Genomic DNA, 21859 nt, shown 5'->3' on the forward strand with positions numbered 1-21859 from the left:
GTAATGCCTTCAATTCGACTGGCTGATCTCGCGCAGCAGTTGGATGCGGAATTACACGGTGATGGCGATATCGTCATCACCGCTGTCGCGTCCATGCAATCCGCGACCACAGGCCATATTACGTTCATGGTGAATCCTAAATACCGTGAGCACCTGGCCGCTTGCCAGGCCTCTGCCGTCGTCATGACCGCAGACGATCTTCCTTTTGCCAACAGCGCGGCGCTGGTAGTGAAAAATCCCTACCTGACTTACGCCCGTATGGCCCAAATTTTAGATACTACGCCGCAACCGGCGCAGGATATCGCTCCCAGCGCAGTCATTGACTCTACGGCGACGCTTGGCAAAAACGTCTCTATCGGCGCGAACGCGGTGATTGAATCTGACGTCGTGCTTGGCGATAACGTGGTGATTGGCGCTGGCTGTTTCGTCGGAAAAAAGACGAAAATCGGCGCAGGTTCACGTCTGTGGGCAAACGTAAGCATTTACCACGACATCGAGATCGGTGAGAATTGCCTTATCCAGTCCAGCACCGTGATCGGCGCGGATGGGTTTGGTTATGCCAACGATCGCGGTAACTGGGTTAAGATCCCACAATTAGGTCGCGTGATTATTGGCGATCGCGTGGAGATCGGTGCCTGTACCACCATTGACCGTGGCGCACTTGACGATACGGTGATCGGCAACGGTGTTATCATTGATAACCAGTGCCAGATTGCACATAACGTGGTGATTGGCGACAATACCGCCGTCGCCGGTGGCGTCATTATGGCCGGCAGCCTGAAAATTGGCCGTTACTGCATGATTGGCGGTGCCAGCGTCATTAATGGTCACATGGAAATTTGCGACAAGGTCACAGTAACCGGCATGGGCATGGTGATGCGCCCGATTACTGAGCCTGGCGTCTATTCTTCTGGTATTCCGCTTCAGCCGAATAAGGCGTGGCGTAAGACAGCAGCACTGGTGATGAATATTGATGATATGAGCAAGCGTCTGAAGGCTATAGAGCGCAAGATCAATCAACAAGACTAAACAGTCACCCACATTGGATTGTCGCCGAATTTATTGGGCTAAGCCCTGTGATGACCGAGCGACATTTATCGGCCTGTCGGCTTTCTGAGAATCCGGCAGGCCGTGTTATTATTGCCATTCAGTATATTTTGACAGGAAGAGTATTTTGACTACCGACACTCATACTCTGCACATTGAAGAGATTTTAGAACTTCTGCCGCACCGTTACCCGTTCTTACTGGTTGATCGCGTGCTGGATTTTGAAGAAGGTCGTTTTCTGCGCGCAGTGAAAAACATTTCCGTAAATGAGCCGTTTTTCCAGGGGCACTTCCCTGGTAAGCCGATTTTACCTGGCGTGCTGATTCTGGAAGCGATGGCGCAGGCGACCGGTATTCTGGCGTTCAAAAGCGTGGGTAAACTGGAACCAGGCGAACTTTACTACTTCGCAGGTATCGACGAAGCGCGCTTCAAGCGCCCGGTTGTGCCTGGCGATCAGATGATTATGGAAGTCACCTTCGAGAAAACCCGTCGCGGCCTGACTCGCTTTAAGGGCGTTGCGCTGGTTGACGGCAAGGTTGTTTGCGAAGCGACTATGATGTGTGCGCGTAGCCGGGAGGCCTGATCCGTGATTGATAAAACCGCCTTTATCCATCCTACCGCCATTGTTGAAGACGGTGCCGTAATCGGTGCTAACGTTCACATTGGCCCGTTTTGTATTGTGGGGTCCAACGTCGAAATCGGCGAAGGTACCGTACTGAAGTCTCACGTTGTTGTTAACGGCATTACCAAAATTGGCCGTGATAACGAGATTTATCAGTTCGCCTCCATCGGTGAAGTGAACCAGGATCTGAAATACGCTGGGGAACCGACTCGCGTGGAGATTGGCGATCGCAACCGCATTCGCGAAAGCGTCACCATTCATCGTGGCACAGTACAGGGCGGTGGATTGACGAAGGTGGGTAGCGATAACCTGCTGATGATCAACGCGCACGTCGCGCATGATTGCCAGCTTGGCGATCGCTGTATCCTTGCCAACAACGCCACGTTGGCAGGCCACGTAACGCTCGACGACTATGTGATTATCGGCGGTATGACTGCAGTCCATCAGTTCTGCATTATTGGTGCACACGTGATGGTTGGCGGTTGTTCCGGCGTTGCGCAGGACGTTCCACCGTTCGTGATCGCGCAGGGCAACCATGCCACGCCGTTTGGGGTGAACATCGAAGGTCTGAAACGTCGCGGCTTTAGCCGTGAAGCGATTACTGCTATCCGTAATGCGTACAAAGCCTTGTACCGTAACGGTAAAACGCTGGATGAAGCGAAAGTAGAAATCGCTGAACTGGCTGAGCAGTATCCGGAAGTTAAAGCGTTTACGGAATTCTTCGCGCGTTCAACTCGCGGTTTGATTCGTTAATGACTGAGCAGCGTCCATTAACGATTGCCCTGGTCGCCGGAGAAACTTCCGGCGATATTCTTGGCGCTGGCCTGATCCGTGCCCTCAAGGCGCGGGTTCCCAATGCGCGGTTTGTCGGCGTTGCCGGCCCGCGTATGCAGGCAGAAGGCTGTGAAGCCTGGTATGAAATGGAAGAGCTGGCGGTGATGGGGATTGTCGAAGTCCTCGGACGTTTGCGTCGTCTGTTACATATTCGAGCCGATCTCACAAAGCGTTTTACTGACCTGCAACCCGATGTTTTCGTCGGCATTGATGCCCCAGATTTCAACATCACTCTTGAGGGGAACCTGAAGAAGCAGGGCATTAAAACCATTCACTATGTCAGCCCGTCCGTCTGGGCCTGGCGACAGAAACGCGTTTTCAAAATAGGCAGAGCCACCGATCTGGTGCTCGCATTTCTGCCTTTCGAAAAAGCGTTTTACGACAAATTTAATGTTCCCTGCCGCTTTATTGGCCACACCATGGCCGACGCCATGCCGCTGGATCCCGATAAAAACGCGGCGCGGGATGTGCTGGGTATTCCACATGATGCGCACTGTCTGGCCCTGCTGCCGGGCAGTCGTGGCGCGGAAGTGGAAATGCTCAGCGCTGATTTTCTGAAAACGGCGCAAATTCTGCGTCATCACTATCCGGATCTGGAAGTGGTGGTCCCGCTGGTGAATGCCAAACGCCGTGAACAGTTCGAACGTATTAAAGCCGAGGTTGCGCCGGATCTGCACGTTCACCTGCTGGATGGCATGGGGCGTGAAGCGATGGTTGCCAGCGATGCGGCACTGCTGGCCTCGGGCACGGCGGCACTGGAGTGCATGCTGGCAAAGTGCCCGATGGTGGTGGGTTATCGCATGAAACCGTTCACCTTCTGGCTCGCGGAAAGACTGGTTAAGACGGATTATGTCTCGCTGCCTAACCTGCTCGCCGGACGCGAACTGGTCAAAGAGCTGTTGCAGGATGAATGCCAACCGCAAGCGCTTGCCGATGCGTTGTTGCCGCTATTGGCGAATGGTAAAACCAGCCACGCGATGCACGACACTTTCCGCGAACTGCATATGCAAATCCGCTGTAATGCCGATGAGCAGGCAGCTGACGCGGTTCTGGAGTTAGCACGATGATTGAATTTGTTTATCCGCACACCCACTTAGTGGCTGGTGTGGATGAAGTTGGCCGTGGCCCGTTGGTCGGCGCTGTGGTGACTGCGGCGGTGATCCTCGATCCCGCTCGCCCGATTGTAGGGCTGAATGATTCCAAAAAGCTGAGCGAAAAGCGCCGACTGGCGCTGTTTGATGAAATCAAAGAGAAAGCGCTCTGCTGGAGTTTGGGGCGCGCAGAACCCCATGAAATCGACGAACTGAACATTTTGCATGCCACGATGCTGGCGATGCAGCGCGCCGTTGCGGGCTTGAGCATCGCGCCGGAATATGTGCTGATAGATGGTAACCGTTGCCCTGCATTACCGATGCCCTCAATGGCGGTGGTGAAGGGGGACAGCCGCGTGGCGGAAATTAGCGCCGCGTCTATCATCGCGAAAGTGACGCGCGACGCCGAAATGGCTGCCCTTGATGGTATATTTCCGCAGTACGGCTTTGCCCAGCATAAAGGCTACCCAACCGCTTTCCATCTGGAAAAGCTGGCAGAATATGGTGCCACCGAGCACCACCGACGCAGTTTTGGCCCGGTCAAACGGGCGCTGGGTCTGGTATCCTGACTCTATCTACGCCCTCAGTAAGCAACGCGGGATCTAACAATGGCTGAACCACGTTTCGTACACCTTCGGGTGCACAGTGACTACTCCATGATCGATGGCCTGGCGAAAACGGCGCCGCTGGTGAAAAAGGCGGCGGCGTTAGGCCAGCCGGCACTGGCGATCACCGATTTCACCAACCTCTGTGGTCTGGTGAAGTTTTATGGTGCAGGCCATGGTGCGGGGATCAAACCGATCGTCGGTGCCGATTTCCATGTGCAGTGCGATCTGCTTGGCGATGAACTGACGCAGCTCACCGTGCTGGCCGCCAATAATACGGGCTACCAGAACCTGACGCTGCTGATATCGCGCGCCTATCAGCGTGGCTATGGCGCTGCTGGCCCGTGGATCGATCGCGACTGGTTAGTCGAACTGAAAGAGGGGCTGATCCTGCTCTCCGGTGGTCGCATGGGCGACGTCGGGCGCTGCCTGCTGCGTGGCAATACGCAACTGGTGGAAGAGTGTGTTTCATTCTATGAAGAACACTTTCCGAACTGCTACTTCCTCGAACTTATTCGTACCGGTCGGCCGGATGAAGAACCTTATTTGCATGCTGCCGTTGCGCTGGCGGAAGCACGCGGTCTGCCAGTCGTTGCAACCAATGATGTCCGTTTCCTGGAAAGCGGTGACTTTGACGCCCACGAAATTCGCGTCGCCATCCACGATGGCTTTACGCTTGATGATCCGAAACGTCCGCGCAATTATTCGCCGCAGCAGTATATGCGCAGCGAAGAGGAGATGTGCGAGCTGTTTGCCGACATCCCGGAAGCGCTCGAAAATACCGTCGAAATAGCTAAACGTTGTAACGTCACGGTACGTCTGGGTGAATACTTCCTGCCGCAATTCCCGACCGGGAATATGAGCACCGAAGACTTCCTGATCGCTAAATCACATGAAGGCCTGGAAGAGCGTCTGGCGTTTCTGTTTCCGGATGAAGAAGAGCGTAAAAAGCGTCGGCCTCCGTATGACGAGCGTCTGGAAACGGAACTCAAAGTTATTAACCAGATGGGCTTCCCCGGTTACTTCTTGATCGTAATGGAATTTATCCAGTGGTCAAAAGATAACGGTGTGCCGGTTGGGCCAGGGCGTGGTTCCGGTGCGGGTTCTCTGGTGGCGTACGCGCTGAAAATTACCGACCTCGACCCGCTGGAATTTGACCTGCTGTTCGAACGTTTCCTTAACCCGGAACGTGTCTCAATGCCTGACTTCGACGTTGACTTCTGTATGGAGAAACGCGATCGGGTTATCGATCACGTAGCGGAGATGTACGGTCGTGACGCGGTATCGCAGATCATCACCTTCGGTACGATGGCGGCAAAAGCGGTTATTCGCGACGTAGGTCGCGTGCTCGGTCATCCCTACGGCTTCGTCGATCGCATTTCAAAACTGGTGCCGCCGGATCCCGGGATGACGCTGGCGAAAGCCTTCGAAGCGGAACCTCAACTGCCGGAAATCTACGAAGCGGACGAGGAGGTCAGAGCGCTGATCGACATGGCGCGCAAGCTGGAAGGTGTTACCCGAAACGCCGGTAAGCACGCCGGTGGTGTGGTGATCTCGCCGACAAAAATCACCGATTTTGCGCCACTTTACTGTGATGAAGCGGGTCAGCACCCGGTTACCCAGTTCGATAAAAGTGACGTCGAATATGCGGGGCTGGTGAAGTTTGACTTCCTGGGGTTGCGAACCCTGACCATCATCAACTGGGCGCTGGAGATGATCAACGCCCGCCGCGAGAAAAATGGCGAGCCGCCGCTGGATATCGCCGCCATCCCGCTGGATGACAAAAAAAGCTTCGACATGCTGCAACGCTCGGAAACCACAGCGGTATTCCAGCTTGAATCGCGCGGCATGAAAGACCTGATTAAACGTCTGCAGCCTGACTGCTTCGAAGATATGATTGCTCTCGTGGCCCTGTTCCGTCCGGGCCCGTTGCAATCCGGGATGGTAGATAACTTTATCGACCGTAAGCACGGTCGCGAAGAAATTTCCTATCCGGACGTTCAGTGGCAGCACGAATGCCTGAAACCGGTACTGGAGCCGACCTACGGCATTATCCTGTACCAGGAACAGGTGATGCAGATTGCCCAGGAGCTGTCCGGCTATACCCTCGGCGGCGCGGATATGCTGCGTCGTGCGATGGGTAAGAAAAAGCCCGAAGAGATGGCCAAGCAGCGCGGCGCGTTCGAAGAAGGTGCGAAAAAACGCGGTGTTGATGGCGAACTGGCGATGAAAATCTTTGACCTGGTGGAGAAATTCGCCGGTTACGGGTTTAACAAATCGCACTCCGCCGCCTATGCGCTGGTCTCCTACCAAACGCTTTGGCTAAAAGCGCACTATCCGGCAGAGTTTATGGCAGCGGTAATGACCGCGGATATGGACAACACCGAGAAGGTGGTCGGGCTGGTGGATGAGTGCTGGCGGATGGGGCTAAAAATCCTGCCGCCTGATATTAACTCCGGTTTATATCATTTCCACGTTAATGATGACGGGGAAATCGTGTATGGTATCGGCGCGATTAAAGGCGTGGGTGAAGGGCCGATTGAGGCTATCATCGAGGCGCGTAACAATGGCGGCTATTTCCGCGAACTGTTCGACCTGTGCGCGCGTACAGATACTAAAAAACTGAATCGTCGCGTGCTGGAAAAACTGATCATGTCCGGCGCGTTCGACCGGCTTGGCCCGCACCGTGCGGCGTTGATGAACTCGCTTGGCGATGCGCTGAAAGCCGCGGATCAACACGCGAAAGCGGAAGCCATCGGGCAGGCCGATATGTTTGGCGTGCTGGCGGAAGAGCCGGAACAGATTGAACAATCCTACGCCAACTGCCTGCCGTGGCCGGAACAGGTGGTACTGGATGGTGAACGGGAAACGTTGGGTCTGTACCTGACGGGGCACCCGATAAACCAGTATTTAAAAGAAATTGAGCGCTATGTCGGAGGCTACAGGCTAAAAGACATGCATCCGACAGAACGTGGTAAAGTGACCACGGCTGCGGGGCTCGTCATTGCCGCGCGGGTAATGGTCACCAAGCGCGGCAATCGTATCGGCATCTGCACGCTGGATGACCGTTCCGGACGTCTCGAAGTGATGTTGTTTACCGAGGCGCTGGATAAATACCAGCATTTGCTGGAAAAAGACCGCATACTTATCGTCAGCGGACAGGTCAGCTTTGATGACTTCAGCGGCGGGCTTAAAATGATGGCCCGCGAAGTTATGGATATTGACGAAGCCCGGGAAAAATATGCTCGCGGGCTTGCTATCTCGCTGACGGACAGGCAAATTGATGACCAGCTTTTAAACCGACTCCGTCAGTCTCTGGAACCCCACCGCTCTGGGACAATTCCAGTACATCTCTACTATCAGAGGGCGGATGCACGTGCGCGATTGCGTTTCGGCGCAACGTGGCGTGTCTCTCCGAGCGATCGTTTACTCAACGATCTGCGTGGCCTTATTGGTTCGGAGCAGGTGGAACTGGAGTTTGACTAATACAGGAATACTATGAGTCTGAATTTCCTTGATTTTGAACAGCCGATCGCAGAGCTGGAAGCGAAAATCGATTCTCTGACTGCGGTTAGCCGTCAGGATGAGAAACTGGATATTAACATCGACGAGGAAGTGCATCGTCTGCGCGAAAAAAGCGTAGAGCTGACGCGCAAAATCTTTGCCGATCTCGGCGCATGGCAGGTAGCCCAACTGGCGCGCCATCCGCAGCGCCCGTACACCCTGGATTATGTCCGCCTGGCGTTTGATGAATTTGACGAACTGGCCGGCGACCGCGCTTATGCTGACGATAAAGCTATCGTGGGTGGGATCGCGCGTCTGGATGGACGTCCTGTGATGATCATTGGTCATCAGAAAGGCCGTGAAACCAAAGAGAAAATCCGTCGCAATTTCGGTATGCCAGCACCAGAAGGTTACCGTAAAGCCCTGCGTCTGATGGAGATGGCTGAGCGTTTCAAAATGCCTGTCATCACTTTCATCGACACCCCGGGGGCCTACCCGGGCGTGGGTGCGGAAGAGCGTGGTCAGTCTGAAGCAATTGCTCGCAACCTGCGTGAAATGTCACGCCTGAGCGTGCCGGTTATCTGTACCGTTATCGGTGAAGGTGGCTCCGGCGGCGCGCTGGCGATTGGCGTGGGTGATAAAGTGAATATGCTCCAGTACAGCACCTATTCGGTTATTTCGCCGGAAGGCTGTGCGTCTATTCTGTGGAAAAGCGCGGATAAAGCTCCGCTGGCCGCAGAAGCGATGGGCATCATTGCTCCGCGTCTGAAAGAGCTGAAGCTGATTGACTCTATCATTCCAGAACCGCTGGGTGGCGCCCACCGTAACCCGGAAGCAATGGCGGCATCGCTGAAAGCGCAACTGCTGGAAGACCTGGCCGATCTCGATGTGCTGAGTACCGATGACCTTAAAAATCGTCGCTATCAGCGTCTGATGAGTTACGGCTACGCGTAAGCGTTCTTAAGATATTTGCTAAAAAGGGTCACATTGCGTGACCCTTTTTTTTATCTGCGATTCAGCTGGGCTATCATTAGCTAACATTTCCAGGAGGAGCGCATGAATATAATCGCCATAATGGGGCCGCACGGCGTCTACTACAAAGACGAGCCCATCAAGGAGCTGGAAAGCGCGCTACTCGCGCAGGGCTTCAAAATCATCTGGCCGCAAAACAGCGCTGACCTGCTGAAATTTATTGAGCATAACCCGCGTATCTGTGGCGTTATTTTCGACTGGGACGAATACAACGTTGACCTGTGTAGCGAGATCAATCAGCTAAACGAATATCTCCCGCTTTACGCCTTCATCAACACTCATTCGACGATGGACGTCAGCGTCCACGATTTGCGGATGGCGCTGTGGTTCTTTGAATATGCGCTGGGGCAGTCTGGTGATATCGCCACTCGCATCCGGCAGTACACGGATGAGTATCTGAATAACATTATGCCGCCGTTCACCAAAGCGTTGTTTACCTATGTTAACGAAGGTAAGTACACCTTCTGCACGCCAGGGCATATGGCGGGAACGGCGTATCAAAAAAGCCCGATTGGCTGCTTGTTCTATGACTTTTTTGGCGCTAATACGCTGAAGGCGGATGTCTCGATTTCCGTGACCGAGCTGGGTTCGCTGCTCGATCACACTGGCCCGCATCTGGAAGCGGAAGAGTATATTGCCCGCACCTTTGGCGCTGAACAGAGCTACATGGTGACCAACGGCACCTCGACGTCGAACAAAATTGTCGGCATGTACGCTGCGCCCGCGGGCAGTACGCTGTTGATTGACCGTAACTGCCATAAATCGCTCGCGCATTTGCTGATGATGAGCGATGTGGTGCCGCTGTGGCTGAAGCCGACCCGTAACGCGCTCGGTATTCTCGGCGGTATCCCTCGTCATGAATTTACCCGCGACAGCCTGCAACAGAAAGTTGATGCGACTAAAAACGCACAGTGGCCGGTGCATGCGGTGATCACCAATTCCACCTACGATGGTCTTCTGTATAACACCAACTGGATCAAGCAAACGCTGGATGTGCCGTCAATTCATTTCGACTCTGCATGGGTACCGTATACTCACTTCCACCCAATTTATCAGGGCAAAAGCGGCATGAGCGGCGAGCGCGTACCGGGGAAAGTGTTCTTCGAAACGCAGTCGACGCATAAAATGCTGGCCGCACTGTCACAGGCTTCGCTTATTCACATCAAAGGCGACTACGATGAAGATACCTTCAACGAAGCTTTTATGATGCACACCTCGACATCGCCGAGTTACCCGATTGTCGCCTCGATTGAAACGGCAGCGGCGATGCTGCGCGGCAATCCAGGCAAGCGCCTGATTACCCGTTCAGTCGAGCGTGCGCTGCATTTCCGCAAAGAGGTTCAGCGACTGCGTGAAGAGTCGGACAGCTGGTTCTTTGACATCTGGCAGCCGGAGGAGATTGACGAAGCGGAATGCTGGCCAGTTTCGCCTGGCGCGGACTGGCATGGTTTTACCGACGCCGACAGTGACCATATGTTCCTCGACCCGGTCAAAGTGACCATCCTGACGCCGGGTATGGATGAGCAGGGTAACATGAGCGACGAAGGTATTCCTGCGGCGCTGGTGGCGAAATATCTCGATGAGCACGGCGTGGTAGTGGAGAAAACCGGGCCCTATAATCTGCTATTCCTCTTCAGTATCGGTATCGATAAAACCCGTGCGATGGGCCTGCTACGCGGGCTGACGGAGTTCAAACGCGCCTACGATCTTAATCTGCGGGTAAAAAACATGCTGCCGGATCTCTACGCGGAAGATCCGGATTTCTACCGGAATATGCGCATACAGGATCTGGCACAGGGGATCCATAAACTGATCCGCCAGCACGATCTGCCGCGCTTGATGCTGCGCGCGTTCGACGTGCTGCCCGAAATGAAAATGACGCCGCATCAGGCATGGCAACGTCAGATCAAAGGCGATGTTGAAACGGTGGCGCTGGAAGAGGTGGTGGGGCGCGTTTCGGCCAATATGATCCTGCCTTATCCGCCGGGCGTGCCGTTGCTGATGCCGGGTGAGATGATCACCGAAGAGAGCCGCTCGGTGCTCGATTTCCTGCTGATGCTATGTTCCGTTGGACGTCACTATCCGGGCTTCGAGACGGATATACACGGCGCGAAGCGTGATGAGAGCGGTGTTTACCGGGTTCGAGTCTTAAAAAATGGCGAAGGGGTTGCGCATTAAGCCCTGGCACAGGTAACGTGCTGAAAACGATAAAGGAGAATAAGAATGCTGGGTTTAAAACAGATTCACCATATTGCCATTATTGCGACCGATTACGCGAAGAGTAAGGCATTCTACTGCGACATTCTGGGGTTTACTCTGCAGAGCGAGTTTTATCGCGAAGAGCGCGATTCCTGGAAGGGCGATCTGGCGCTGAACGGGCAGTATGTGATTGAGCTGTTTTCATTTCCGTTCCCGCCCGCGCGTCCAAGCCGCCCGGAGGCCTGTGGCCTGCGTCATCTGGCCTTCAGCGTTGAGGATATTGATGCGGCGGTCGCGCATTTGCAGACGCACGGCGTAACGTGCGAAGCGATTCGTGTTGATCCCTTTACGGATAAACGCTTTACCTTTTTTAATGACCCCGACGGCCTGCCGCTGGAACTGTATCAGCAGTAGGGCTTGCAACTCTGAGCCCGGCCCGGTAACGTGCCGGGCCAATCCTGGCCTTCTAATGACAACATCATGACGACGCCTGCATTTACTTTATCCCTTGAGCCTCACCGCCAGTTTCTGGTGGCCTTCAGCGGTGGCCTGGACTCCACGGTATTGCTGCATCAACTGGTATGCTGGCGGCAGGAAAATCCATCCGTCATGCTACGGGCAATCCATATTCACCACGGCCTGAGCCAGCACGCGGATGCCTGGGTTGCGCATTGCCAGCAGCAATGCACTGCGTGGAACGTCCCGTTACAGGTTGTGCGCGTGACGCTGGCCCAGGATGGCCTGGGGATTGAAGCGCAGGCCCGGCAGGCGCGGTATCAGGCGTTCAGTGAGGCGTTGCATGCAGGTGAGGCGTTGGTCACAGCGCAGCATCTGGACGATCAATGTGAAACCTTCCTGCTGGCGCTCAAGCGCGGAAGCGGGCCGGCGGGGCTTTCCGCCATGCCTGCCCGCATGCCGTTTGCGAAGGGGCTTCTGCTTCGCCCTTTGCTGAATGCATCGCGCGCTTCACTGCTGGCGTGGGCGCAAGCGCACCAGCTCTCGTGGATTGAAGATGAGAGCAATCAGGACGATGCCTACGACCGGAATTTCCTGCGTCTGCGCGTTGTACCTGTGCTAAGCGAGCGCTGGCCTCATTTTGCGCAAGCCACTGCCCGCAGCGCGGCGCTTTGTGCCGAACAGGAGCAACTGCTGGATGAGCTGCTGGCCGGGGAACTGACCCGCCTGGTGACACCGGAAGGCGCGCTGAATCTGCCGCCGATGCTGGCCATGAGTGCCCCTAGGCGTGCCGCGCTGATACGCCGTTGGCTGGCGTTGCATCATGCCGCTATGCCATCGCGCGATATGCTGACGCGTATCTGGGAGGAAATTGTCGAAGCGCGAGAGGATGCGGCCCCGTGTCTGCGTCATGGCGATCATGAAATTCGTCGCTACCAGCAACAACTTTGGTGGGTAAAAACGATTGTATCGCCGGGGGATAAAACGTTTCTTTGGCCTGATATTATCCAGTGCCTGAATTTACCCGTCGGAAGTGTCCGTTTGGCCTCAGGCGGCGACATCCGTCCCCCTTATGAAAATGAAACTGTTTCTATCCGCTTTAAAGCCCCAGGCTCGCTGCATATAGTGGGACGAAACGGGGGGCGCAAGCTGAAGAAAATCTGGCAGGAACTGGGCGTCCCGCCGTGGCAGCGCGACACCACGCCGCTGCTGTTTTATAACGATGTGTTGATAGCAGCGGCGGGGCGGTTTGTGACGCAGGACGGGGCGATAACGCCAGGAACCGGTTTACAGCTGGAATGGAAAAAAACGGGCAGCTAAGCTGCCCGTTGTTTACTCAAGATTCGCTCACCACGACGGTGCCGATTTGCGGATGGCTGAAGCTGGTAATGCGGTCGAGGCGCACTTCGCGGCTCTCTCCGCCGGCTTCAAGTACCAGATACTCTACGTTTTTACGCGAGAGCAGGTCGCTGGCTTTCGCTTGCAGCACTTCGCCATCTTTAAGTTCCAGCGTCAGCACGAGGTGATGCTGGCAGGCGAGCTCGAGATTGTCATAGTCATCACAATTGATAGGTTGATAGGTCTCATTCATTGACATAATCGCTCACCAGTAAGTTTGCCGCCGCATAGGCCGCTTTTTCCCTGATCGACTCTGAAAGGGCGCTATCCGCCGCAACTTCATTCAATACTTTCAGTACACAACCCAGCGCATCCGGGATGTACCCTAAATCTCCGCTGGCAATTTCCGCATAGCGTTGACGAATCAACTCACAATAATTGTCCACATGCCCTCCTGTCAGCATTCTGACTCAACCGTGGATGCAAGTTAAGCCTACGAAGATAAACTCTGTTTAGCAAGGTGACTATATCATACTCATTTAAGCATTATCAGCAGGATGAATGTCGGCTCCTGTAAATCCCGACAGCCTTTTACCGTTGATTTCGTTACAATGAGCGCCATTTTGACAGGAGCTACTCTATGGCACTGAAAGCGACAATTTACAAGGCGGTGGTCAATGTGGCTGACATCGACCGCAACCAGTTTCTCGATGCGTCCCTGACGCTCGCACAGCATCCGTCCGAAACGCAGGAGCGCATGATGCTGCGCTTGCTGGCGTGGATTAAATATGCCGATGAACGTCTCCAGTTTACTCGTGGCCTGAGCGCCGATGATGAGCCGGAAATCTGGCTGCGTAACGACCATCTGGGCATCGATCTGTGGATTGAACTCGGCCTGCCGGACGAGCGCCGCATTAAGAAAGCGTGCAGCCTGGCGAAGGAAGTGGCGCTGTTCACCTATAACAGCCGCGCCGCCGAAATCTGGTGGCAACAAAACCAGAGCAAACTGGCGTCATTCGACAAACTGAGCATCTGGTATCTGGATGATGAACAACTGGCGAAGCTCAGCGCCTTTGCCTCGCGCACCATGACGCTTCAGGCCACGTTGCAGGAAGGTGCGATTTGGTTATCGGACGCTCAGAATAATCTGGAAATTCATTTTACGCCGTGGCAGCAACTGGCATGATCGTTCTCTCACGCGCGGTCACTATCCCGGATGAAGAGATAACCATTACCGCTATCCGGGCGCAGGGGGCGGGGGGCCAGCACGTCAATAAGGCATCGACGGCAATCCATTTGCGCTTCGATATCCGCGCTTCCAGCCTGCCGGACTATTATAAAGAGAAGCTGCTGGCAGCCAGTCACCACTTAATTTCTGCCGACGGTGTGTTTATCATTAAAGCGCAGGAGTACCGCAGTCAGGAAATGAATCGCGAAGCGGCGATTGCGCGGCTGATTGCTGTCATTAAGGAATTAACGGCAGAACAAAAAAGTCGGCGTGCAACCCGACCTACGCGCGCATCCAAAGAGCGCAGGCTGAATGCCAAGGCGCAAAAATCGAATGTAAAAACATTGCGTGGCAAGGTGAACTACTAACGACTGCGGACGTAATAAGAAATCTAAGAGGGATTTGAGGGTGAAAAAAGCAATATTGTCGATAGCTGCCGCCGGTATGCTGTTTGCACTGTTTGGGTGTAACAATCGTGCGGAAGTGGAAACGCTGGCCCCGGCGCAAATGGCTGAGTTGAAACCGATGCAACAAAGCTGGCGTGGCATTTTGCCTTGCGCCGATTGCGAAGGGATCGAAACTTCGCTGTTCCTTGCCAAAGACGGTACCTGGGTAATGAATGAACGCTATCAGGGCGTGACGAAAGAGCCGTCGTCGTTTGCCAGCTATGGTACCTGGGCGCGTACCGCCGGGAAGTTGGTTTTAACCGACAGTAAAGGCGAGAAGTCCTGGTATCGGGTGAAAGGTGATAACCTGGAAATGCTCGATCAGGAAGGTAATCCGATTGAGTCCACGCTCAACTACACGCTGGCACCAGTGAAGGCGAGCCTGCCGACGACGCCAATGGCGATGCGCGGGATGTATTTCTACATGGCGGATGCGGCAATCTTTACCGATTGCGCGACCGGCAAACAGATGGCGGTCGCCAGCAATGCGCAATTAGAACGTGATTACGCAGTCGCGCGCGGCACGGAAACCAAACCGGTGCTGCTGGTGGTGGAAGGGCACTTCACGCTGGAAGCCAACCCGGATACGGGCGAAATGGTGAAAACGTTACAACCGGACAGCAATACGAAGTTTATTCCGGGGAAAGATTGTAACTGATCCGGCCTGTAGGTCGGGTAAGTACAGCGCCACCCGACAAAAAAGCCTCGCGATTGCGAGGCTTTTTCATATCCCAACCCGACTTAGCCTTTGATGGCTTTCACCAGGAAATCGACGATATCGCCGGTTTTAATCAGCTGTTTCTCGCCGCTACGACGGTATTTGTATTCGATGTCGTCGTTGTCAAGGTTACGGTCGCCCAGCACGATGTTGTGCGGAATACCGATCAGTTCCATATCGGCGAACATCACGCCCGGACGCTCTTTACGGTCGTCCATCAGCACTTCGATACCCTGAGCACGCAGCTCTGCGTACAGCTTCTCAGCCAGTTCCTGCACGCGGTAGGATTTGTGCATGTTCATTGGCAGAATCGCCACCTGGAACGGAGCGATTGCTTCTGGCCATAGAATGCCACGATCGTCATAGTTTTGCTCAATAGCAGCGGCAACCACACGGGTAACCCCAATACCATAGCAACCCATGGTCAGGATCTGGTTACGGCCATCTTCGCCCTGTACAGAGGCTTTCATCGCTTCCGAGTACTTGGTACCCAACTGGAAGATGTGGCCGACTTCGATACCACGTTTAATCAACAGCGTACCTTTACCGTCCGGGCTCGGGTCGCCGGCAACCACGTTACGGATATCCGCAACTTCAGGCGTCGCGACATCGCGATCCCAGTTGATACCGAAGTAGTGTTTACCGTCGATGTTTGCGCCAGCGCCAAAATCGCTCATCACAGCAACGGTGCGGTCAATAACCATCGGAATCGGCATGTTTACCGGGCCGAGAGAACCAGGGCCTGCTTTTACCACCGCGCGAATTTCTTCTTCGGTCGCGAAAGTCAGCGGGCTGGCAACCTGCGCCAGTTTTTCAGCTTTGACTTCGTTCAGCTCGTGGTCACCGCGTACCAGCAGCGCAACCAGCGGAGATTTGCTGCCTTCCGCCGCTTTCACCAGCAGTGTTTTGACGGTTTTTTCGATCGGCAGATTAAACTGCTCAACCAGCTCAGCGATGGTTTTTGCGTTCGGCGTATCAACCAGCGTCATTTCCTGAGTCGCAGCGGCGCGCGGTTCTTTCGGCGCAACGGCTTCGGCAAATTCGATGTTAGCGGCGTAATCAGATGAGTCAGAGAAGATCACGTCATCTTCGCCACTCTGTGCCAGCACCTGGAATTCGTGGGAAGCGCTACCGCCGATAGAACCGGTATCAGCCTGCACAGCACGGAAATCCAGACCCATACGGCTGAAGATTTTGCTGTAAGCGGCGTACATGGCGTCGTAGGTTTCCTGCAGGGATTCCTGAGAAGTATGGAAAGAGTAGGCATCTTTCATCAGGAATTCACGGGAACGCATCACACCGAAACGCGGGCGAACTTCGTCACGGAATTTCGTCTGGATCTGGTAGAAGTTCAGCGGCAACTGTTTGTAAGAGCTGAGTTCATTGCGAATCAGGTCGGTGATGACTTCTTCGTGAGTTGGGCCGAGTACGAACGGACGATCGCCACGGTCTGCAATACGCAGCAGTTCCGGGCCATACTGTTCCCAACGACCACTCTCTTGCCATAGTTCAGATGGCTGAACTACCGGCATTAACACCTCGATAGCACCGGCGTTGTTCATCTCTTCACGCACGATGTTTTCGACTTTTTTCAGGACGCGCACGCCGGTCGGCAGCCAGGTGTATAACCCGGAGGCCAGCTTGCGGATCATCCCGGCGCGCAGCATCAGCTGGTGGCTGATAACCTCGGCGTCGGCAGGTGTCTCCTTCAGAGTGGAGAGCAGGTATTGGCTAGTACGCATGTTGTTACGGTTCCAGTTGGACGATCGAACAGGCTCAAATCAAGCCTGATGCAAAAAAAAGTGATTTAGTTTACCAGCGAGAAGGGGATGTCAAAAGAGAGTGTAGTGAATTTACCTGGCCTCCAGCGCAAAGACTTCAAAGCCTGCGGGCGTTACGCGCCAGCGCACGTTGAAATCAAGTAGCCAAACGGCGTAAGTTTTCCCTTCTTCTTCATTTTTACGGTAGGCCGGACGCGGGTCTTGTGACAGCACTTCACGGATAAACTGCTGTAGCCGTGGATACCGTTTTTCCAGCGATAAAATCTGCTGCTGGACTTCGGTGGTAAACGCGATGTCGACAGCGGCCTGCGGCGCGTCCTGCGCATAGCTGGCGTTAGCCTCAGGCAGGGCTTCAGCAAACGGCAGATAGGGTTTGATATCCACCACCGGTGTGCCATCCACTAAATCCAGGCTACCCAGTTCCAGAATCACCTGGTCTTTGTGGGTGCGGATCCCCCGCAGTTCAACCAGCGACATACCAATAGGATTCGGACGAAAGGTCGAACGCGTGGCGAAGACACCCATACGGGCGTTGCCGCCGAGACGAGGAGGACGAACCGTGGGGCGCCAGCCGCCTTCCATCGTCTGATGGAAAACAAACAGCACCCACAAATGGCTGAACCCTTCCAGGCCGCGAACGGCATCTGCCTGGTTATAAGGCGCAATCAAGTGAAGTTCGCCGCCGCCGCTTTTCACGAGCCCTGGCTGGCGCGGCACAGCAAACTTCTCTTTATACGGTGAGCGGATAACACCTATCTGCTCGAACTGAAAGGTGCTCATTTCGCCGAGACGTTAAGCGCCGAACCGATACATACGGCCTGACGATAGCAGCCTGGCGTACCGCTGGTGACTTCGCAACTGTGCAGCAGAACCGCGTTCGCTTTCATTTTAGAGGCGTTGATCTGCATACGCTTGCGGGCAGTCGGGATATTTGGCGGTGAGTCCTGATTGGTTGCCTGGCAGGAATCGCCGGAGACTTCACCTAAATCGCGGAAAGGTTTACCGACCAAATCTTCAGCCTTGGTGTAGATTCTCACCGGCGTCGCGCGGACAGGTTTTGGTTTTACGGTTTCCGTTTTAGGCGTAGACGCGGTGCTTTGAACAGGTTCAACGGGAGATCTGTTTAGCATCGAACAGCCGCCTAACATCAGTGCTATTAAACAGATCGGTAAAGCACGCATAGTATTTCCTCGAATTATGATAGACCAGCGCTTATTGAATCAGGTGCTTGCAGAAATGACAAGACGGGCATGCGCCCGTCCTGAAAGATAGTGCTTAGCGAGGCTAACTTACCAGCCTTTTACCGCGCCACCGTTGAAGACTTTGTTGGCCGCTTCGTACACTTCGTCAGACTGGTAAGCCTGTACGAATTTTTTCACGTTTTCCGCGTCTTTGTTGTCTTCGCGAGTCACGATCAGGTTAACGTACGGGGAGTCTTTATCTTCAACAAAGATGCCGTCTTTCGCCGGGGTCAGGCCAATCTGGCTGGCATAAGTGGTGTTGATGACCGCCAGCGCGATTTGCGCGTCATCCAGAGAACGCGGCAACTGCGGCGCTTCCAGTTCAACAATCTTCAGATTTTTCGGGTTCTCGGTGATATCCAGAACGGTTGGCAGCAGGCCAATGCCGTCTTTCAGTTTGATCAGACCCACTTTTTGCAACAGCAGCAGGGTACGACCAAGGTTGGTTGGATCGTTAGGCACGGCAACCTGTGAACCCGGCTGCAGTTCATCCAGTGATTTGATTTTTTTCGAATAGCCCGCGATCGGGTAAACGAAAGTGGAGCCTACAGAAACCAGTTTGTAGCCGCGGTCTTTGATCTGCTGATCCAGATACGGTTTGTGCTGGAAGGCGTTTGCATCGATGTCGCCTTTGCTCAGCGCTTCATTAGGCAGTACGTAGTCGTTGAAGGTCACCAGTTCTACGTCCAGGCCGTATTTCTCTTTCGCTACTTTCTGGGCAACTTCAGCAACCTGCTGTTCCGCTCCGACAATCACGCCGACTTTGATGTGGTTGGGATCTTTCTCGTCCTGACCGCAACCCGCCAGTGCCAGAGTACCAATCAGAGCGCCGACCGCCGCAAAAGTTTTAAACTTAAACGCCATGTTATTTCCTTAATTCTTTGAGTTGTGTTGTCTATACTCTTCATCCTTCACGTTGCTTCTGTGTTGGCTGCGGATTACTCGGCTCATCCATGAGCCTCGCCCTTACGGGCCACCGCTTTGCGGTGTTCAAATCTGTTCCTGACAGATTTGTCGCTCACCCCAGTCACGTACTCATGTACGCTCCCGGGGATTCACTCTCTTGCCGCCTTGAAGCAACTCGAATGATTTTGAGTATATTACGTTATTTATGAGTCACAGTCCGAACGATGCGATCGCCAGATAGCTGAATTAAATAAACCAGAACGACCAGTAATACCAGTACTGTATTCATTACCGTCGCGTTATAACCGATATACCCGTACTGATAGCCAATCTGACCCAAACCACCTGCGCCAACGGCACCGCCCATCGCGGAATAGCCAACCAGCGTAATCAGGGTGATGGTGGCTGCATTCACCAGACCCGGCAGCGCTTCCGGCAGCAGGACTTTACGGACGATCTGCATCGGGGTGGCACCCATTGCGCGGGAGGCTTCAATCAGCCCGGTAGGGATTTCCAGCAGGGCGTTTTCCACCATACGGGCGATAAACGGTGCTGCACCGACGGTCAGGGGAACGATCGCAGCCTGCAAACCGATTGACGTTCCGACGATCACGCGGGTAAATGGAATCATCCATACCAGTAAGATAATAAAAGGAATGGAGCGGAAAATATTCACCAGCGCCGACAGAATGCGATACAGCTTGGCATTCTCAATAATTTGCCCCGGACGCGTAACGTAAAGCAGCACGCCCGCCGGTAAGCCGATTACAAAACCGAAAAAGCCGGACACAAAGGTCATCGCCAGCGTTTCCCAGACGCCACGCGCCAGTAACCACATCATTGGCTCAGACATAACCCAGTACCTCTACTTTTACATGGTGTTGTTGCAGCCAGGCAATGGCGGCTTGTGTATCGTTTTGTTCGCCGTGCATTTCGGTCAGCATGATGCCGAACTTCACGCCACCGGCATAATCCATCTGCGCGCTAATAATGTTGTTGTTGACGTTGAAACGACGCGCGGTTTCTGAGAGCAGCGGCGCATCAACGGATTGACCGGTGAATTCCAGACGTAGCATCGGTACGCTGTCGGCGAATGGTTCGGCTTTCAGGCGCGCCTGATAGTCATCCGGGATGTCCAGATGCAGCGTAGACTGAATAAACTGTTGTGCCAGCGGGGTCTTCGGATGGGAGAAAACTTCGCTCACCGTATCCTGTTCAATCAGCTCACCGTTGCTGATGACGGCCACACAATCGCAGATACGTTTCACTACATCCATTTCGTGGGTGATGAGCAGGATCGTCAACCCAAGACGGCGGTTAATGTCTTTCAGCAGTTCGAGAATCGAACGGGTGGTTGCCGGGTCCAGCGCGCTGGTGGCTTCATCGCAAAGGAGTACTTTCGGGTTGCTTGCCAGTGCGCGCGCAATCGCAACGCGCTGTTTCTGACCACCGGAGAGATTTGCCGGGTAGCTGTCGTGTTTATCGCCAAGACCGACCAGATCCAGCAACTCCGTGACGCGACGTTTCACTTCCTCTTTCGGGGTGTTGTCCAGCTCCAGCGGTAATGCCACGTTACCAAAAACGGTACGGGAAGAGAGCAGGTTAAAATGCTGGAAGATCATACCAATTTGACGGCGTGCTTTGGTCAGCTCGCCCTCGGAAAGTGCAGTCAGCTCCTGCCCACCCACTTCAACGCTTCCCTGGGTTGGACGCTCAAGCAGGTTTACGCAGCGAATCAGCGTGCTTTTACCCGCGCCGGATGCGCCAATGACGCCGTAAATCTGCCCGGCAGGAACATGCAGGCTAACGTTGTTCAACGCCTGTATGGTGCGGTTCCCCTGCTGGAACACTTTGGTGATATTCGAAAGTTTAATCATTAGACTATTTATTATCGCTTATAGGTTTGCCGTGGCATTTTCTTCTGCCAGAAACGGTCGATAGCCGTCAACTGAACGGATGTTAAGGCTTCCAGACGTCTAAATCAATCCAGCTTTGTACGATCAGCACTTTATTGCCCGTCGAAACATGAGATACTAACGTCACACGCCTTATTCAGGAGCAACACGGTGGCAAAGTCTGTACCCGCTATTTTTCTCGATCGTGATGGCACGATTAATGTCGATCATGGTTATGTCCATGAAATAGATGATTTTGAATTTATCGATGGCGTTATTGATGCCATGCGTAAATTAAAAGAGATGGGTTATGCGCTGGTGCTGGTGACTAACCAGTCCGGGATCGCACGCGGCAAATTTACCGAAGCGCAGTTTGAAACCCTGACCGAGTGGATGGACTGGTCGCTTGCCGATCGCGGCGTTGACCTGGATGGCATCTATTATTGTCCGCACCACCCGCAGGGGACGGTAGAAGAGTATCGCCAGGTGTGTGATTGCCGTAAACCGCATCCGGGTATGCTCAAATCCGCCCAGGAGTATCTGCACATTGATATGGCTTCTTCTTATATGGTGGGCGATAAACTGGAAGACATGCAGGCTGCTGCGGCGGCAAATGTTGGCACCAAGGTTCTGGTTCGCACCGGAAAGCCGGTAACAGAGGAAGCGGAACAGGCGGCAGATATTGTGATTAACAGCCTTGCGGACCTGCCTGCGCTTGTTAAGCCGCATAACTAAGGCCGGTTAAAACGGCTTTTTGTGGATAACTCTGTGGGCAAGTGGGTATAAAGTGGGGTGTTGCTGTGGAATGCAGCAGTCAGTCATTTTTCTGTCATTTTTCTATTGCGGCCTTCAGAGAACTCCCTATAATGCGCTCCCACTGACACGGCAACAGCCGCTTCGGTTGAAGAGAAAAATC

General features: G+C 54.1%; 22 protein-coding genes. 14 read left to right on the plus strand and 8 right to left on the minus strand.

Translation table 11 applies throughout. The features are described from left to right. Positions 1-3: 3 nt before the first annotated feature. The 10 genes from lpxD to tilS all read left to right on the plus strand — a co-directional run bounded on the left by lpxD (position 4) and on the right by tilS (position 12710). Entirely contained in the window at positions 4-1029 is a 1026-nt protein-coding gene (lpxD, locus tag DBY68_RS20115) for a UDP-3-O-(3-hydroxymyristoyl)glucosamine N-acyltransferase (protein ID WP_108476962.1), read from the plus strand. A 145-nt stretch (positions 1030-1174) separates the two neighbouring features. Beyond that, complete coding sequence (gene fabZ, locus DBY68_RS20120) at positions 1175-1630, plus strand: 3-hydroxyacyl-ACP dehydratase FabZ (RefSeq protein ID WP_015965836.1); 456 nt, start codon at positions 1175-1177, stop codon at positions 1628-1630. 3 nt (positions 1631-1633) lie between these two features. Beyond that, complete coding sequence (lpxA, locus tag DBY68_RS20125) at positions 1634-2422, plus strand: acyl-ACP--UDP-N-acetylglucosamine O-acyltransferase (RefSeq protein WP_108476961.1); 789 nt, start codon at positions 1634-1636, stop codon at positions 2420-2422. Next, positions 2422-3570: a lipid-A-disaccharide synthase gene (lpxB, locus tag DBY68_RS20130; protein WP_108476960.1), complete on the plus strand. Its 1149-nt coding sequence runs from the start codon at positions 2422-2424 to the stop codon at positions 3568-3570. Before lpxA ends, lpxB begins: the two co-directional genes overlap by 1 nt. Further along, positions 3567-4163 carry a ribonuclease HII gene (gene rnhB / locus DBY68_RS20135; protein WP_108476959.1) on the plus strand — a complete coding sequence of 199 codons (597 nt, stop codon included), beginning with the start codon at positions 3567-3569 and terminating at the stop codon, positions 4161-4163. Before lpxB ends, rnhB begins: the two co-directional genes overlap by 4 nt. A 39-nt stretch (positions 4164-4202) precedes the next feature. Continuing rightward, on the plus strand, positions 4203-7685 hold the full coding sequence (gene dnaE, locus DBY68_RS20140; RefSeq protein ID WP_108476958.1) for a DNA polymerase III subunit alpha: 3483 nt from the start codon (positions 4203-4205) through the stop codon (positions 7683-7685). A 12-nt stretch (positions 7686-7697) separates the two neighbouring features. Continuing rightward, positions 7698-8657 (plus strand): acetyl-CoA carboxylase carboxyl transferase subunit alpha, encoded by a 960-nt coding sequence (gene accA, locus DBY68_RS20145; protein WP_108476957.1) that lies wholly within the window; start codon positions 7698-7700, stop codon positions 8655-8657. A gap of 102 nt (positions 8658-8759) precedes the next feature. Then, positions 8760-10913 carry a lysine decarboxylase LdcC gene (gene ldcC, locus DBY68_RS20150; RefSeq protein WP_108476956.1) on the plus strand — a complete coding sequence of 718 codons (2154 nt, stop codon included), beginning with the start codon at positions 8760-8762 and terminating at the stop codon, positions 10911-10913. 45 nt (positions 10914-10958) lie between these two features. Next, positions 10959-11348 (plus strand): VOC family protein, encoded by a 390-nt coding sequence (locus DBY68_RS20155; RefSeq protein ID WP_108476955.1) that lies wholly within the window; start codon positions 10959-10961, stop codon positions 11346-11348. A gap of 66 nt (positions 11349-11414) precedes the next feature. Next, positions 11415-12710 carry a tRNA lysidine(34) synthetase TilS gene (gene tilS, locus DBY68_RS20160; protein ID WP_108476954.1) on the plus strand — a complete coding sequence of 432 codons (1296 nt, stop codon included), beginning with the start codon at positions 11415-11417 and terminating at the stop codon, positions 12708-12710. Between the two features lie 16 nt (positions 12711-12726). On the opposite strand, the gene rof is transcribed toward tilS, so the two are convergent. Beyond that, positions 12727-12987, minus strand: coding sequence for a Rho-binding antiterminator (gene rof, locus DBY68_RS20165; RefSeq protein WP_015965827.1), 261 nt, complete (start codon positions 12985-12987; stop codon positions 12727-12729). After that, positions 12974-13174, minus strand: coding sequence for a YaeP family protein (locus DBY68_RS20170; RefSeq protein ID WP_015965826.1), 201 nt, complete (start codon positions 13172-13174; stop codon positions 12974-12976). The genes rof and DBY68_RS20170 overlap by 14 nt, the downstream gene beginning before the upstream one ends. A gap of 194 nt (positions 13175-13368) precedes the next feature. Here DBY68_RS20170 and DBY68_RS20175 point away from each other — a divergent pair, with 194 nt between their 5' ends. From DBY68_RS20175 to nlpE, 3 genes are read left to right on the plus strand one after another with little or no spacing between them, the layout of a single operon-like run. Then, positions 13369-13914, plus strand: a complete 546-nt coding sequence (locus tag DBY68_RS20175; protein ID WP_108476952.1) for a YaeQ family protein — start codon at positions 13369-13371, stop codon at positions 13912-13914. Further along, on the plus strand, positions 13911-14324 hold the full coding sequence (gene arfB, locus DBY68_RS20180) for an alternative ribosome rescue aminoacyl-tRNA hydrolase ArfB (RefSeq protein WP_108476951.1): 414 nt from the start codon (positions 13911-13913) through the stop codon (positions 14322-14324). The genes DBY68_RS20175 and arfB overlap by 4 nt, the downstream gene beginning before the upstream one ends. Positions 14325-14364: 40 nt before the next feature. Continuing rightward, positions 14365-15060 (plus strand): envelope stress response activation lipoprotein NlpE, encoded by a 696-nt coding sequence (nlpE, locus tag DBY68_RS20185; RefSeq protein WP_108476950.1) that lies wholly within the window; start codon positions 14365-14367, stop codon positions 15058-15060. 83 nt (positions 15061-15143) lie between these two features. On the opposite strand, the gene proS is transcribed toward nlpE, so the two are convergent. From proS to metN, 6 genes are all read right to left on the minus strand, one after another. Continuing rightward, positions 15144-16862 carry a proline--tRNA ligase gene (gene proS / locus DBY68_RS20190; protein ID WP_108476949.1) on the minus strand — a complete coding sequence of 573 codons (1719 nt, stop codon included), beginning with the start codon at positions 16860-16862 and terminating at the stop codon, positions 15144-15146. 111 nt (positions 16863-16973) lie between these two features. Then, complete coding sequence (tsaA, locus tag DBY68_RS20195) at positions 16974-17681, minus strand: tRNA (N6-threonylcarbamoyladenosine(37)-N6)-methyltransferase TrmO (RefSeq protein WP_108476948.1); 708 nt, start codon at positions 17679-17681, stop codon at positions 16974-16976. Then, positions 17678-18082 (minus strand): Rcs stress response system protein RcsF, encoded by a 405-nt coding sequence (gene rcsF, locus DBY68_RS20200; RefSeq protein ID WP_015965820.1) that lies wholly within the window; start codon positions 18080-18082, stop codon positions 17678-17680. Before rcsF ends, tsaA begins: the two co-directional genes overlap by 4 nt. Positions 18083-18190: 108 nt before the next feature. Next, positions 18191-19006, minus strand: coding sequence for a methionine ABC transporter substrate-binding lipoprotein MetQ (gene metQ / locus DBY68_RS20205; RefSeq protein WP_108476947.1), 816 nt, complete (start codon positions 19004-19006; stop codon positions 18191-18193). 241 nt (positions 19007-19247) lie between these two features. Then, complete coding sequence (locus DBY68_RS20210; protein ID WP_015965818.1) at positions 19248-19901, minus strand: methionine ABC transporter permease MetI; 654 nt, start codon at positions 19899-19901, stop codon at positions 19248-19250. Next, positions 19894-20925, minus strand: a complete 1032-nt coding sequence (gene metN, locus DBY68_RS20215) for a methionine ABC transporter ATP-binding protein MetN (protein WP_108476946.1) — start codon at positions 20923-20925, stop codon at positions 19894-19896. Before metN ends, DBY68_RS20210 begins: the two co-directional genes overlap by 8 nt. 189 nt (positions 20926-21114) lie before the next feature. On the opposite strand from metN, the gene gmhB reads away from it, so the two are divergent. Beyond that, the gene (gene gmhB / locus DBY68_RS20220) at positions 21115-21678 is read left to right on the plus strand and encodes a D-glycero-beta-D-manno-heptose 1,7-bisphosphate 7-phosphatase (RefSeq protein WP_108476945.1); all 564 of its coding nucleotides are present in this window, start codon (positions 21115-21117) and stop codon (positions 21676-21678) included. Positions 21679-21859: the final 181 nt, after the last annotated feature.

The organism is Pseudocitrobacter sp. RIT415, assembly GCF_003057695.2.
In the GTDB taxonomy this organism is placed as follows: Bacteria; Pseudomonadota; Gammaproteobacteria; order Enterobacterales; family Enterobacteriaceae; genus Pseudocitrobacter; species Pseudocitrobacter faecalis.

Bases quoted from the DNA above. Each gene is read 5' to 3' on its own strand.
- lpxD (WP_108476962.1), top strand. From the start codon at position 4: ATGCCTTCAATTCGACTGGCTGATCTCGCGCAGCAGTTGGATGCGGAA.
- lpxB (WP_108476960.1), top strand. From the start codon at position 2,422: ATGACTGAGCAGCGTCCATTAACGATTGCCCTGGTCGCCGGAGAAACT.
- rnhB (WP_108476959.1), top strand. From the start codon at position 3,567: ATGATTGAATTTGTTTATCCGCACACCCACTTAGTGGCTGGTGTGGAT.
- dnaE (WP_108476958.1), top strand. From the start codon at position 4,203: ATGGCTGAACCACGTTTCGTACACCTTCGGGTGCACAGTGACTACTCC.
- accA (WP_108476957.1), top strand. From the start codon at position 7,698: ATGAGTCTGAATTTCCTTGATTTTGAACAGCCGATCGCAGAGCTGGAA.
- ldcC (WP_108476956.1), top strand. From the start codon at position 8,760: ATGAATATAATCGCCATAATGGGGCCGCACGGCGTCTACTACAAAGAC.
- DBY68_RS20155 (WP_108476955.1), top strand. From the start codon at position 10,959: ATGCTGGGTTTAAAACAGATTCACCATATTGCCATTATTGCGACCGAT.
- tilS (WP_108476954.1), top strand. From the start codon at position 11,415: ATGACGACGCCTGCATTTACTTTATCCCTTGAGCCTCACCGCCAGTTT.
- rof (WP_015965827.1), bottom strand. From the start codon at position 12,987: ATGTCAATGAATGAGACCTATCAACCTATCAATTGTGATGACTATGAC.
- DBY68_RS20175 (WP_108476952.1), top strand. From the start codon at position 13,369: ATGGCACTGAAAGCGACAATTTACAAGGCGGTGGTCAATGTGGCTGAC.
- arfB (WP_108476951.1), top strand. From the start codon at position 13,911: ATGATCGTTCTCTCACGCGCGGTCACTATCCCGGATGAAGAGATAACC.
- proS (WP_108476949.1), bottom strand. From the start codon at position 16,862: ATGCGTACTAGCCAATACCTGCTCTCCACTCTGAAGGAGACACCTGCC.
- tsaA (WP_108476948.1), bottom strand. From the start codon at position 17,681: ATGAGCACCTTTCAGTTCGAGCAGATAGGTGTTATCCGCTCACCGTAT.
- rcsF (WP_015965820.1), bottom strand. From the start codon at position 18,082: ATGCGTGCTTTACCGATCTGTTTAATAGCACTGATGTTAGGCGGCTGT.
- metQ (WP_108476947.1), bottom strand. From the start codon at position 19,006: ATGGCGTTTAAGTTTAAAACTTTTGCGGCGGTCGGCGCTCTGATTGGT.
- DBY68_RS20210 (WP_015965818.1), bottom strand. From the start codon at position 19,901: ATGTCTGAGCCAATGATGTGGTTACTGGCGCGTGGCGTCTGGGAAACG.
- metN (WP_108476946.1), bottom strand. From the start codon at position 20,925: ATGATTAAACTTTCGAATATCACCAAAGTGTTCCAGCAGGGGAACCGC.